This is a genomic window from Rubripirellula tenax (assembly GCF_007860125.1).
In the GTDB taxonomy this organism is placed as follows: Bacteria; Planctomycetota; Planctomycetia; order Pirellulales; family Pirellulaceae; genus Rubripirellula; species Rubripirellula tenax.
The window spans coordinates 107,527-121,183 of record NZ_SJPW01000008.1 but is presented as its reverse complement, the minus strand read 5'-3'; the positions used below and the strand labels follow the sequence as shown (position 1 = coordinate 121,183).

The 13,657-nt window shown below is 54.1% G+C and carries 12 protein-coding genes and 1 pseudogene; 3 read left to right on the top strand and 10 right to left on the bottom strand.

The features are described 5' to 3' along the window. Positions 1 to 10: 10 nt before the first annotated feature. Positions 11 to 2,437: a phosphoketolase family protein gene (locus tag Poly51_RS26535; protein ID WP_390621812.1), complete on the bottom strand. Its 2,427-nt coding sequence runs from the start codon at positions 2,435 to 2,437 to the stop codon at positions 11 to 13. Positions 2,438 to 2,805: 368 nt separating this feature from the next. Here Poly51_RS26535 and Poly51_RS26530 point away from each other — a divergent pair. Both Poly51_RS26530 and Poly51_RS26525 read left to right on the top strand, forming a co-directional pair. Continuing rightward, positions 2,806 to 3,072, top strand: a pseudogene (locus Poly51_RS26530) (transposase family protein); the annotation flags it as partial. A gap of 286 nt (positions 3,073 to 3,358) precedes the next feature. Continuing rightward, positions 3,359 to 3,943 carry a TerB family tellurite resistance protein gene (locus tag Poly51_RS26525; RefSeq protein WP_146461846.1) on the top strand — a complete coding sequence of 195 codons (585 nt, stop codon included), beginning with the start codon at positions 3,359 to 3,361 and terminating at the stop codon, positions 3,941 to 3,943. A gap of 344 nt (positions 3,944 to 4,287) precedes the next feature. On the opposite strand, the gene Poly51_RS26520 is transcribed toward Poly51_RS26525, so the two are convergent. From Poly51_RS26520 to Poly51_RS26500, 5 genes are all read right to left on the bottom strand, one after another. After that, entirely contained in the window at positions 4,288 to 4,740 is a 453-nt protein-coding gene (locus Poly51_RS26520) for a hypothetical protein (protein ID WP_246114797.1), read from the bottom strand. Positions 4,741 to 5,067: 327 nt separating this feature from the next. Further along, positions 5,068 to 6,075 carry a dihydroorotate dehydrogenase-like protein gene (locus Poly51_RS26515; protein WP_146461844.1) on the bottom strand — a complete coding sequence of 336 codons (1,008 nt, stop codon included), beginning with the start codon at positions 6,073 to 6,075 and terminating at the stop codon, positions 5,068 to 5,070. 33 nt (positions 6,076 to 6,108) lie between these two features. After that, positions 6,109 to 7,668 (bottom strand): bifunctional aminoglycoside phosphotransferase/ATP-binding protein, encoded by a 1,560-nt coding sequence (locus Poly51_RS26510; RefSeq protein ID WP_146461841.1) that lies wholly within the window; start codon positions 7,666 to 7,668, stop codon positions 6,109 to 6,111. A gap of 42 nt (positions 7,669 to 7,710) precedes the next feature. After that, positions 7,711 to 8,130, bottom strand: coding sequence for a hypothetical protein (locus Poly51_RS26505; protein ID WP_146461840.1), 420 nt, complete (start codon positions 8,128 to 8,130; stop codon positions 7,711 to 7,713). Between the two features lie 150 nt (positions 8,131 to 8,280). Continuing rightward, the gene (locus tag Poly51_RS26500; protein WP_146461837.1) at positions 8,281 to 9,183 is read right to left on the bottom strand and encodes a universal stress protein; all 903 of its coding nucleotides are present in this window, start codon (positions 9,181 to 9,183) and stop codon (positions 8,281 to 8,283) included. 217 nt (positions 9,184 to 9,400) lie between these two features. Here Poly51_RS26500 and Poly51_RS26495 point away from each other — a divergent pair, with 217 nt between their 5' ends. Continuing rightward, positions 9,401 to 9,976 carry a hypothetical protein gene (locus Poly51_RS26495; RefSeq protein ID WP_146461835.1) on the top strand — a complete coding sequence of 192 codons (576 nt, stop codon included), beginning with the start codon at positions 9,401 to 9,403 and terminating at the stop codon, positions 9,974 to 9,976. A 24-nt stretch (positions 9,977 to 10,000) separates the two neighbouring features. On the opposite strand, the gene Poly51_RS31480 is transcribed toward Poly51_RS26495, so the two are convergent. From Poly51_RS31480 to Poly51_RS26480, 4 genes are all read right to left on the bottom strand, one after another. Continuing rightward, positions 10,001 to 10,315, bottom strand: coding sequence for a hypothetical protein (locus Poly51_RS31480; RefSeq protein WP_246114796.1), 315 nt, complete (start codon positions 10,313 to 10,315; stop codon positions 10,001 to 10,003). Positions 10,316 to 10,399: 84 nt separating this feature from the next. Then, entirely contained in the window at positions 10,400 to 10,993 is a 594-nt protein-coding gene (locus Poly51_RS31475) for a helix-hairpin-helix domain-containing protein (RefSeq protein ID WP_246114795.1), read from the bottom strand. After that, a complete protein-coding gene (locus tag Poly51_RS26485) occupies positions 10,980 to 12,044 on the bottom strand; it encodes a potassium channel family protein (RefSeq protein ID WP_246114794.1) in 1,065 nt (354 codons plus the stop codon). The genes Poly51_RS31475 and Poly51_RS26485 overlap by 14 nt, the downstream gene beginning before the upstream one ends. A gap of 16 nt (positions 12,045 to 12,060) precedes the next feature. Next, entirely contained in the window at positions 12,061 to 13,503 is a 1,443-nt protein-coding gene (locus Poly51_RS26480; protein WP_146461834.1) for a sigma-54-dependent transcriptional regulator, read from the bottom strand. Positions 13,504 to 13,657: the final 154 nt, after the last annotated feature.

Genomic DNA, 13,657 nt, shown 5'->3' with positions numbered 1-13,657 from the left:
GTTGATCGACCTAGTTCCCCGTCGAGTCGTTTGAGCGCTTGCCGGACCATACCCACTCGCGCACCTCGGGCATGTCCTCGCCGTGTTCCGCGATGTACTGCTTGTGATCGATCAGTTTGTCGCGCACGGCTTGTTTGACGTAGGCGTCTTTGGCACCCAAAGCGGGAACCCGATTGATGACGTCTTCAACCAAGTGAAAGCGATCAAGATCGTTCAGAACCACCATGTCGAACGGTGTCGTCGTGGTTCCTTCTTCCTTGTATCCGCGTACATGCAGGTTGTGGTGATTGGTGCGACGGTAGGTCAGTCGATGAATCAACCATGGATAGCCGTGAAAAGCAAAGATGATTGGTTTGTTCGTGGTGAATAGAATGTCGAAGTCACGATCGGACAGCCCGAGCGGATGCTCGCTGGGAGTCTGCAATTTCATCAGGTTGACCACGTTGATCACTCGTACCTTTAGGTTGGGAAGGTATCGTCGCAACAGTTCGACGGCCGCGAGCGTTTCGAGCGTCGGCACGTCACCGCAACAGGCCATCACAACGTCGGGTTCGGCACCCTGGTCATTGCTGGCCCATGGCCAAATGCTAATTCCGGCCGTGCAGTGCTTGATTGCTTCGTCCATCGTCAGCCACTGCGGAGAGGACTGTTTCCCGGCGACAATGACGTTGACATCGTTGCGGCTGCGCAGGCAGTGGTCTGTTACCGACAGCAAACAGTTCGCGTCGGGTGGAAGATAAACACGAATGATCTCGGACTTCTTGTTCACCACATGGTCGATGAAGCCAGGATCTTGGTGACTGAATCCGTTGTGGTCTTGTCGCCAGACGTGCGATGACAACAGGTAGTTCAGCGATGCAATCGGACGCCGCCAAGGAATGTCCTCGCACACCTTCAACCACTTGGCGTGCTGATTCAGCATCGAGTCGATGATGTGAATGAAAGCTTCGTAGCAATTGAAGAATCCGTGGCGACCGGTAAGCAGATAGCCCTCCAACCAACCTTGGCATTGGTGCTCCGACAGCATTTCCATCACGCGTCCGTTGGGCGAAATGTGATCGTCGCTTGGAAGGATTTCGCCAACGAAACCGCGATCCGTCGCATCGAAAACATCTCCCCACCTGTTGGAAGCGTTTTCGTCAGGACTAAAGACGCGAAAATTTTGATGGAACTCGTTCTTCCTCATCACGTCACGAATGAACTTGCCCTGAACGCGAGTCGCCTCCGCATTCACCGCACCTGGACTTGGCACGTCAACCGCATATTTGCGGAAGTCAGGCATTCGCAGGCTCTTTAACAACAAACCGCCGTTGCCGTGGGGATTGGCTCCCATGCGTCTATCACCAACAGGTGCGAGATCGGCGATTTCAACGTTCAGGCGACCGTCCGCATCAAAGAGCTCCTCCGGCCGGTAGCTCTTCATCCACTTCTGCAACAGTCGGATGTGGTCGGCGTTTCCGTGTAGAGAACTAAGCGGCACTTGATGGCTTCGCCAGCTATCCTCCACTTGAACACCATCGACTTCGTGGGGACATGTCCAACCCTTGGGCGTACGCAACACGATCATTGGCCAACGGGGACGCGTTGGATCAATGTTCTGTCGTGCGACTTGTTGAATGCGTTGAATTTCGTCCATCACACGATCCAAGGTTTCAGCCATCATCGCATGCAGCTTCGCCGGATCGTTTCCCTCCACATAGAAAGGCTCATAGCCATATCCGCGTAGCAGGTGGTCCAGTTCATCATGACTGATTCTCGCCAAAACCGTGGGATTGGCGATCTTGTATCCGTTCAAGTGCAGTATCGGCAGTACGGCTCCGTCACGGATGGGATTCAAGAATTTGTTGGAGTGCCAGCTCGTCGCCAGCGGTCCCGTCTCTGCCTCTCCATCGCCGACAACACACGCGACGATCAAGTCTGGATTGTCAAATGCTGCGCCGAACGCATGCGACAATGCGTAGCCCAGTTCCCCCCCTTCGTGAATGCTGCCGGGCGTTTCCGGCGCGACGTGGCTTGGGATACCTCCAGGAAAACTGAACTGTTTGAAAAGCCGCTTCATCCCTTCCGTATCTTGGGTCACATTCGGATAAAGTTCTGTGTATGTCCCTTCCAAGTATGTGTTCGCCACCAAAGCCGGCCCACCGTGTCCGGGACCGGTGACAAACAGCACGCTCCGGTCGCGCCGCTTGATGATGCGATTGAGATGAGCGTAAAGAAAATTCAATCCCGGCGTGGTCCCCCAGTGACCAAGCAATCGCGGCTTGATGTGCTCGGCGGACAGCGGCTTTGTGAGCAACGGATTGTCGAATAGGTAGATTTGACCGACGGACAAATAGTTTGCTGCTCTCCAATAGGCGTCGATGAGGCGTAGTTCTTCAGCATTCGGGCTGTCCAACCTCTCTACATCATCGGTTCTTAAACTCGAATCTGCGGAAATCGACACGGTAGTGACTCCAGGAAAAATGTAAGCGGTGCTACGCCTCATTGCATCGCTACCCCGTGCAATCCAGGCAAACCAATGAAGCGTATGGACAATTGGTACATCGGACATCGAATGCATCCGATGTGCCAGACATCCAATTTCATTCGAATCGCGAAAATGAAGACGTGGCGACTACAAATTCAGCGCTCATTCGCACAACTGCGTCTTGCAGGCCATCAGGCTGATCCAATACGCACACTTTTCGCGGAACTTCGAAGTCACGACGCTCGCACCAAACACTAGAGAACGTCTTCCTGGTTGGGGTGCCCGAGTGAACCCTCTCTTGCGAATGATGTCTGCGGATACTTTTCGTTTGCCCTGTGATGGAGATGGCAATGAGTTCGCAGATTGACATGCGTCACGATTGCTTTGATCCAGTCGAAGATCCTTACGCGCAAAGCCGGGTGGTGCATCTACTCAATTCGACTTTGCTGCTGATCGTCGCCGCCGCGATTGCTGATGCAGATGGTCCAGAGAAGATCGAATGCTTCGGACATGAGAAGCTCGACTGGCTGATGAATCTCGCTGATTTCAGTGCTGGCATTCCGTCGCACGACACGATTACTCGTGTGCTCTCTCTGATCAAGCCATCCGTTTCACTCGTTTGCAGACTCTGTTCCAGAACGAAAGCCAGATGAAATGGCACCGTGGCGTCACGATCTCAACAATTCATCGCGCATATTGAGCCCGTTGCTGTGTGCAAACTCGCACGCACAAGTGAATTTCTCACGAGATGTATCGCCGAATAACAGCCGAATATGCATGTTCCCTTGGCATGCCAAGGCGAACGCGACGATGGCACGTGTCTTGCAACTGGATCTATTGACGAAACGGTTGTTTCGTCTTTCTGAATGTGCCACCTTTCGGGAGAGACTAGTGTTCGAACAAGATGAAATTCACCGTCGAGGGAAAGCACTAGAAGATGAATTCTTCTATCAAGTCGATCAGCGGCTTGGTATGGAATTGCGGTCAAGAATGGAGCGGGAAGACGCGATCGAACGACTGAAGGCGGCAACGGGTTTTGAAGAGTCTACGATCTTGGAGCACCTTGTGGACGCTGGTTTCAAACCATCGTCCATCACCGCCTTGGCGTTGGTCCCGATGGTGTTTGTCGCTTGGGCCGACGGTAAAGTCGATTCGGCTGAGCAACAAGCTATCCTGAGCGACGCTTTGCATCTGCAAGTTCGGCAGCCGGATGCCCGCGCGTTGCTTAAGACCTGGCTCAAGAATCCACCGGGTGATGAGCTGTGGAGTCACTGGGCTGAATATTCGTTGGCTGTCTTCCATGTCTTGCCGCTCGAACGTCGTGAAACGCTGCGAGACCAAATCGTCAGGTCGTGCAATGTCGTCGCCGAGGCTTCGGGTGGACATTTCGGAAGGGGAAAGACATCAGCGAAGGAAAAAGTCATGCTGGAACGCATCGAAAAGCAACTGAGGCAGTGCTCCGTCAGCGAGCGATAGGTTGTTGGCTCGATTTTCGTTTACGCATAACAAAGAACGGTGCTAGCACCAAGCTGGTGATAGCCTGCACTTTGGATTGGATGCAAGACGACGGACCCGAAGTGCCTGCTGCGGCGTCCCGCGCGACGGTCTTGTCCGGGGAACCAACGGGCAATTCCCCCCAAGCCCTCAACCGCGATGAGGCGACTCAAAATCTAACCTCGCTTCGCTCCTCGCGAGGACAAACGCCACGTCCATCGCGACCGCTTGCATCATTGTATGGCGATCGCGAGAAACAGGCCTGTGATCCAGAACAGCAACTCGCGACGCGGCAACGCCGGCTTCTTTCCGGTTACCGTTGATTCCTACTTGGTTTTTGGCGACGACGGAGGCGTGGGCGTACTATTCGCCTCTCTCAGCGTCTGGTGGCAACGCACGCAACTTACGGTCAATTGGTGATATGCCAGTGTCACACCGTCGATGTTTTTCTTTTTGGCCTGAATGATGACATCATCCGCAACCCTTTCGAAGGTGTGAAGGTTCGCGCGATATCCCAATGTGCGACTTCGGACGAATCCCTCGACTTTGCTCAGCAACCGCATCCGCCGGGCGTTCTCTTCAATTGACTGGAAGTCGGCTTGCGACAGCCCCTTCAAGATGGCGGTCGAGTATTCAAACTTCTTCTCCATCCAAAAACTGAGTGGCCTATCGTCGGATGCCATCGCCAACTCAGATTCAGGTGGGATTGGCTTGGGTTCCTGTGCAAGCAGCGTCGAACAGGTGACGCAGAATAGTAGAATTAGGGCATTCAATCGCATCACACCAGCTCCGAAGGAGGTTGAACTAGATCAGGCAACATGACGCAGTGAACAAGGCAAAGCTTATGCCATGCTGTTTTTTGCATTGGATCGCCACTTTGGTGTGTGCAGGGTGTCGCGACGTGCATAATTGCACGCGGGAATGAATCCGAATGGACCGTTTCGCTGGATGGCGTGTGGTTGGAACGGCGACTGCTCCTCGGTAAGGCAGAGGGACTGGGTATAAACCGATCCATGATCAAACGAATCCTGAATGAGATCAAACGGGGCAAAAGTTTTCCCGAGTCCGATCGACGATCCCCCACATCGATCTGCGTGGAAAGCATGCTAAGGAACGATTCTGTCACCGGGCTTCAGTCTCGCCGCGAGTGCAGAGATGTAACACGCACGGTCTTCGTGGCTGTTGAATTCGATTGGACGTTGTGTTTGCAGCTCGGCGAGGGTTTGAATCCGATGAGTTTCCATGAAACGATTTAGCCCATCGATCATGCTTCGAATGATATCGGGTCCTTCTCGGTATATTGCCGATGTGACCATTGCCACGTCAGCGCCAGCCAACAACGCCTTGATCAAGTGGTCGGCATGGCTGATCCCGCCACTGGCGGCCAACGGCATCGCGGGACAGTAGCCATGAACCTGCATCAATATGTCAAGCGATTCCGGTTCACTCGACGCCGACGTCAACTTCCATCGAGTGGCGGCTTTTATGTTGTCCAAACAGATATCCACCGTCGGGGTTCGGCCGTAAAGAACCATTCCTTGAGCACCGGACAGCAATTGGCGAGCAAGATGGGGAATGCTGGTAAAGTTTCGACCTAGCTTCACGAACAACGGAATGCTTATCGCAGCGTTGATGTCTCGGACGGCATCCAAGATAGTCGTTTCGATGTTCGCTGAGCTTTCATATTCGCTTGACCGCAGAGGATGCACGTTTAGCTCAATCGCCGCTGCGCCGGCCTCTTGTAATTCGCCGGCAAAGTCTGTCCAACCTCCTGCGGTGAATCCGTTCAGACTAGCGATGATCGGGATCTCTTGCAGCGAACTGGCGCGATTGACGCACGCCAAATAGGTTTCCGCATCGGGACAGGCCCAGTTGTGTTGAGTTCGCTGGGCACGTGCGAGTATGTTGGCTTCCCTTGCGGGAATCACGCGACCGGTCTTGCGACTCCACTGGATGACCTGTTCTTCGAAAAGCGACGGTAGCACGATCGCCCCCGCGCCGGCGTTCTGCATCGACAATCTGGCCTGCTCGTTCAAAGACATCGGACAAGCACCAACGATCACCGGCGAGGCGAGGGAAAGACCACCAAAGCTTGTCTTTAATTGAAGTTGCATAAGGATACCCAGATTGGAAAACAGAATGGTCGACTACGCATGGTCGGTCGGTTCAGTGATTTCGGGAGCATCAACGATGTGACTTCGCTCAACCTTTGAAAGCGGTTGGCGAGTCGCAAGTTGATGTTCTAAAACTTTCAGGTTCGCGTCGGACGCGTCAGTATTTGTGGCGGCTCGCTTGGCTACGCGATCGCGAAGTGACTGTTCGTCGCAGTGGCAGGCAAGAATGGCGAAAGGAACACCCTCGCCCATCGCAAGTTCGCGGAACCGATTTCGATCCGATTGCTTCAGGAACGTCGCGTCCACGATCACGCTGTAACCCGCACACAAAATCTTGCCTGCCAATTTCAAAAGTCGATCGTATGTTTCTTGGTTAGATGTTTCGCTATACATTTTCGCTTGCATTTCTGTGTCGGGACGCTGAGTTGGCGACAAGCCAAATAAGCGTTTACGTTCGATATCGCTTCGCAGTCGGAATGCCTGGTTACGCTGAACGATCGCCTCGCTGATGGTCGTTTTCCCGCTTCCGCTGACTCCATGAGTGATCCACAGGCGAGGCGATTCTTTCTGCGTAAAACGGTACGCGAGACTGACGTGTTGGCGGGCATCCGAAATCGCTTCTTCTCGCTGCGTGCTCGTCAGATGGCTTGAGTCACTACGCATGGACGCGGCGAGTGCCCGCACGAGCGATCGATAGACCAAGAACCATCGCAGCAGGATCAGCGAGTCGTAGTCGCCGGTTCGCTCCAAGTAGGCATTGATAAACGAACGCGACAAATCCTGGTGCCCGCAGGCCGCGAAATCCATCGCCAAGAACGCAGCATCGCTGAGCACGTCGATCCAGCGCAGACGCTCGTTGAATTCAATGCCATCAAAGGGCACGAACGAGCCATTCCAAAGAACCACGTTCCCTAAGTGCAAGTCGCCATGACATTCGCGAATAAATCCATCGTCCACACGCTGGGAAAATACCGCCAGGTGTCCGCTGAAGAATTCGTCCGACCATCGATGAAGGAATTCTAAAGTCGATGCCGTCTCGATATCGACGTGCTTCTCGACTTGGCGAACGATTTGATGCATGTTTTTGACCAGATAGTCAGGCCATCCGGCGGCAAACTGCGGATCACAAGCAACTGCTTGTTGATGAAAGTTGGCAATGGTGTCGGCCAGTTGAAGCACTTCGCGAATTGAAAAATCTTCGTCAACAATTCGTTCGCTCAACAGTGCGCGTTCGGGAAAACGCTTCATCTTGACGGCGTGCTCAATTGGCTTGCCAGGCGCGTCGAGACGAAGTCGCCCATCATCGTCGACGATCGGTACAACGCCGATGTAGAGCTGGCCTGCGTATCGACTATCCAGACGCAATTCCTCCGCACAAAAATGCTTTCTCAGCGCCCTTGTACTGTAGTCCAGAAAGTCGGTCTTTATCGGCTTCTTGACCTTGTACGCGAACTCGCCGGCCAAGAAGACGACCGAGATATGCGTTTCATGAACGACCACGCCTCCATCAACAGGATGGGGGTAGGCGTCTGGATCAGACAATCCATCGATCAGTTCTTCGACGGAGATGGACTCAGTCGCTTGGGTTGACATAGCTCGGTTCCTAGATGGAGGAGCAACGATCGATTTTCGCGATTACTCGACATCCAAGTTCATCAATTCCACACGGTGCTTTCGCATGTAAGAATGGCATTCGATGCAACGTACGGTCAGCGCGACGTAACCGAGCGCCGCACGGTGGATGTCTTTGTCCTCGGCGGCTTGGACAACCATATCGGCGGCGCGGCGAAAGTCACTGCTTTGGGCGGCGTATTCTTTCGATTGAATCACGTTCCATCCCGCTTCCGTGCTGAGCAATTTCAAGGATCGGGCATTCGACTTTATCGTGTCATAGTCCTCCAGCGTCAGTCCTTCCAAGATAGCTTTTGACTTATCGAGCTTCATTCGCATCAACGGAGTGACGTTTGTTGGCGAATTTTCTTGTGGCTCGGTGGCAAGTAGCCAATTTATGGACGTTAGGCATACCACAACCGACAAGCAAACAATACGTTTCATCCGAGGGCTCCTTCGAGCGTTAGAGAGGTAGTGCGTTTACGTTCGCATCTATTGCATTTGCAAACTGAACGGAAGTAGTGAATGCGTCTGGCTTAAGGGCCAACAACGTTCGTTTTTGATCAGCCGGAAGCGGGGCACGCTGGAGTCCTCTCACGCTGTGACTGAACCGGTTTTTGAACTGTCTGCCTTTGCGGTTCCATGAATCATTCGATTGCGAGTGATCCAGACGCTGCAAGGCGCTTGGCGCAGTACGAACCGTGTCATGCTGCCCATCAGGATTCGGCTGAGTCGCGTCCTCGGCGTTTCCCCAAGGACAACCAGATCGGTGTCGTTAGCCTCGATGAACCGTACCAGTGACTCGCCGAAGTGTTCGCTGTCGATGACCCGTCCGTTTGCGCGAGGAGCGACATTGTGAAGTTGTTCGGCCGCCGCACGCGCGTTCTGGAGTGACTTGTCAGCGTCTGGTTCTTGGTAAAACCCTTGTCCGGAATGGACCGTCACCAAATCCACTTCGGTCTTCGATCCCCAGTCAAACTCGGCAAACTCTTCAACCGCTGCCTGGGAGGGTCCGGTGGGTTGGTAACAGATAACGACTCGCAGCGGACGCTTTTTCTCGAGCGCACCCGTCGACCGCACGATAAGCACGCTGCACGGTGCGTGAGTGGCCACGTAGTCGCTGATGCTTCCCAGCAATACTCGGGCGACTGCGGATCGACCTGTCGCACCGACAACTAGCAGATCTGGTTGAAGCTCATTTGCGATGGCGACAATCGTCTCGCCGGGATGCCCTTCGCGGGTCACGTGGCTAAGCCGAACGTTGGCGCCCGCGAAAGCAGATTCTACACTTGCGAACGATTCGCTCGCGACCATGCGTTCTTGGGCCAAACAAGACTCCATCCAGTCACCGACTAGGTACGCCTTGCCCTGTCCAGGCACGTGCAAAACGGTCAAGACGGTTAGTTCGATCGTTTCATCGTGAGGCAGGTGCGACAGGAACTTGACCGCGTCATCAGCCGATTGTGAACCGTCAGTGGCTATCAATATCTTTTTCATCAGCGTCTCCCTTGATGTTGAAGCACCTCATGCATTCGCAGTGCCAACCGTGATGGACGGGATTTTTGCTCCGTAAGGTGTGCAGCATCGCGCAGGCGCGCTATTTCGAACCTCCTGGTGTATGTGAATGTCGCATGCATGCCGGATTTTTTCGTTGGCCCCTTGTTTGCAACCTTGGCGGAACAGCCAATCCGTCACTCAAGGGGACTACGCGAGGATGCCCAACGACAAAGCAAAATCAAAGCCTCGGCAGCTCGACGAGGGACACTTCTTTGCGGAGCTGGAAGGGCAGATCGTTCGAAGGCTGAAGGCGGAAGCAGGCAGCCAGGAAGGTCGCGATGTCCTATTGCGAGATACCGGAATCCGCGACCAGAAGTTGATCGAAGAACTTGGGCGTCTCGGCATCACCTCCGACGGAATTTTGGCGCTGCGAGTGTTTCCTCTTGCGCTGGTCGCTTGGGCCGAAGGATCCGCCGACGTTCGCGAACGCCAGGCGGTCATGGCGGAAGCCATTCAGCTTGGTATCACCGATGGATCGGCGGCGTGGATTCTGCTGGACCAATGGCTCGATCGGCGACCACCGGGTTTAGGGGTGGATGCATGGCGACGCTACGTCCATAGCATCTTTGCAGACATGTCAGACGTTGCTCAGAAACGAATCATCGAGCTGACACAGCGTCAGATGACTTCGATCGCAAAAGCTTCCGGCGGTCATCTAGGGTTTGGCAAAGTTTCGAAGAAAGAGCAAGCAGTCATTGATCAGATCGTCACTGCAATGCAACGGCAAAGGTAGCAACGAAAACAGCATACCGTCGATTCAACCACATACACCACATCGCCCAGCGTCGTCGTCCCAGCGATCCGCATGTTCGGCATGTGGTGGGTGGGCGGAATCGCGAGTCACCACGGCTTCGCCGAGCCGATAGTAGCACCGGCACTCGTCTTCTCGGCCGCGGACGATTCGGTGGCCCTTAAGTCTACCGAATTGAGACGTGATGACCGTCCAGCGACCGTGCGAATGATTGTCGTCACGATAGATGGCCGTCCAATCGTCAGTAGTGTTTTGCTCGTGCGCCCTCGCCGTGTTCGAGAACATCACCGTGTAGTGCTGGTTGTCACGATGCGTGTGCAAGACGGGAAGCCAAGCAACCTTCCCTGGATTGAACTTGGTTGGAGCGATTCTGGGAAGCTTTCCATGTTTCGACCCGTTGCGGTACTATTCGTCGATCGCCAACAGGTCGTCTACAGGGATCGAGCGGTCTGTTTCCAGGAATGCGCTGACATCGCTTGTATTTCCGATCCGAGTCTCCAGACTCTCCTGAATGGCACGCACGCGTTTGCGTCCCAATCCCGGCACTTCAGCAAGTCGGCCCTGTTGCGCGGCGGCGTACAATTCGGGCAACGTCTCGATGTGCAAGTGGTCATAGATCCGCCGCGAAAGCTCAGGCCCAATTCCCGGCAGCTTGGTGAAGTAGGTCTCAGCGTTTGACTCTCCGCGCAAGCGATCAAGTAGCGGCAGCCGACCCAATCGAATGTTGGAGTCGATCAAGTTGGCAATCGACTTTCCGATCGTCGGCAACGCTATCAATCCGTCGATTCCGTCGTGCTGTAGAAGGTCGCGTATCGACGTCGGCAATTCTTCGATTGTTTTCACCGCCGCGCGATAGGCTTTGACACGGAACGCGTTTGCTTGCTGCTGTTCTTGCAAAACAGCGATCTCTTTGAGAAGACGAGCGGTTGTCTTGTTCTCTTGTAAACCGTCGACTTCCGCAGCTGCATGGATTGGGTCAGAAGATTTAAGAACAACCATCGGGGCTTCTCCCTTTAGATTTTGCGACCGTATCCGAATCGCCGAATTTCGATCGGAAGGCTCTGATGTCGCTACGGTGGCCCATCAAGATCAGGACTTCGCCCTTCTGAAACACTTGGCCCGCGCTGGGGTTGAATCGGAGCGTGCCTTCCACGGATTGAATCGCAACAAACAGAAGATCATGGTCGCGGTGCGCATACGTCGACCCAACCGACATGCCCTCAAGTTGGCTTCCCGAACCGATCAGCACCTCCTCCAACTCCAGGTCCGCAAACTCTTGTTGCGAAAGTAGTTCGATCAAATCCGCGGTGGTCGGGCGTGTGATCACGCGAGCCATCTGTCGTGAACCAACGACCGTTGGCATGACAACTCGGTTCGCGCCAGCCTGACGCAGCTTCTTTTCGGTGCTGACTTGATCCGCCCGGGCGACGATCTGGATATGCTCGTTCAAGTTGCGAGCCGTCAGCGTCAAAAAGACATTCTTGGCATCGTCGGATAAGGCAGCCACTAACGTCTTTGCTCGGTCGATACCGACCGACTGCAACGTGGCCTCTTCCGTGGCGTCACCGGTCAAGCAAGCTAAATCCAACGTACTTGCTTCACGAAGCCGATCGGGGTCGTTCTCGATGATCACGATTTGACGATCTTGTGATTTTAGTTCCGACGCCAAGCATTGGCCCATCCGCCCGTAGCCGCAGATGATGACGTGGTCCTTCATGTTGGCGATTTCTGCGGTCATTCGTCGTAGCCCGATCAGGCGATCAATTTCGCCCTCTAGAAGTAATTGAATCAGCCCGCCAAACGTGTACGCAGCGGCCGACATGCCCACAAGGATGACAATGATCGTTAGCACCTGCAGCCCAGGCGACAGCGTGCTTGACTCGCTGTATCCAACCGTAGAGATCGTGACAACGACCATCCACACGGATTCGAGCCAGCCATAGTCACCGAACACCCGATAGCCGATGACCGCAGCCACAAAAACCGCCAACAACAACATGCCGCCCCTGGCGATTCGAGTCAGCGGCGACTTGGGTTTTTGCAAATTCACCGTCTTACCGATCCTTTCAAAGGACCGAATCGCAGATGGATTCCAAATCAGTGGAAGCGTCTTTCGATCGCACGTTGAAACGTTCAAGCAGTCGGTATAGTTTCCGCCGATGAATTCCTAGCTTCCTAGCTGCGCTGGCCTTGTTCCCGTTTTCCTTACTCAGAACTTCCATCACATGAACACGTGCGACATCATCGAGCTTGTAATTGGTATCGCCAAGCATGTCGGGGTGAGCTTTCGGCTGCTCGCCCCGCATCGCTGGTTCGACGGTATTCCCGGAAGACTTTTGAGTCGCGTGTCCGAAGTCCGCTATTTCAGCCGGTAAGTCATCAAGTGTGATTTCGAACTCATCGGCCAGAATGGTGGCTCGTTCGATCACGTTGATCAGTTGTCGGATGTTTCCTGGCCACGGATAGCGAATCAGTTTTTCTCGCACGCAGTCATCAACGTGGTACGACTTTGGCAAAAAATGGTCGATCAAACAGTCAATGTCTCCCTCTCGTTCGCGTAACGGGGGAAGTTGGACGGAGAGTACATTGATTCGGTAGAATAGGTCTTCGCGGAAATTACCGGCGTTCACTTCGGTTTGTAGATCACGATTCGTCGCCGCGATGATCCGAACCTTTACCTTCCGTTCGCGATGGCAACCGACCCTACGCAACGAGCCATCTTCCAAAACGCGTAGCAGCTTAGGTTGCAGTGCGAGTGGCAATTCGCCAATCTCGTCAATGAACAACGTGCCTCCATCAGCAATTTCGAACAGTCCTGGCTTTTCCGCCGTTGCGCCGGTGAATGATCCTTTTTGATGACCGAATAATTCACTCTCCACCAAGTTTTCGGGCAGGGCGGCACAGTTAACGGTCACGAACGGCTTGTCCGCGACCCGGCTGGCCTGTTGGATCGCTTGAGCAACCACTTCTTTGCCAGTCCCACTCTCGCCCTGGATCAAGACGGGTTTGTTTGTCGGCGCAACTTTTCCAATCATATTTGCGACGTCGCGCAGTGACTTCGACTGGCCGATCAATTTTGCCGCAGGCCGACTGCGAGAAATGACTGCCTTGAGTTGCTTGTTCTCTTTCTTGAGTTCGCGGCGCTCGCTTGCCCGGTAACAGTGATGCTCCAAGTCGCCAAGCGAGCAAGGCTTGCTCAGAAAGTCGCAAGCACCCATTTTCATCGCTGAAACAGCCGTTTCGACAGTTCCCTGTCCCGTCAACATGATAACTTCGATATCAATGTTGTCTTGGTGAACTCGTTGCAGGAGCTCCAATCCCGACATGCCTGGCATGTTCATGTCGAATACTCCAACGTCGAACGATTCACGCTCCAGCAGACCCAGCGCTTCCGCCGCACTCTCAACGTCCATCACTTCGTGACCTTTGCGCGTCATCCACTTCGCACAGGATCGACGGGAGTCTTCTTCGTCGTCAACCAACAGCAATCTGATGGGCGTTTCGGTCATCTTGCGTTATCCGGAATTACGGTTCGTCGTTGATTCGTCTCATTGCATCGGTTACTGCGAAGCTTGTTCCTTTGCCGTGGTTGGCTCTCTGAATCACCGCAAACAAGAATTTCCAGGATGAATGCGGTGATTCGCGATCGCTGCGGGCACAATT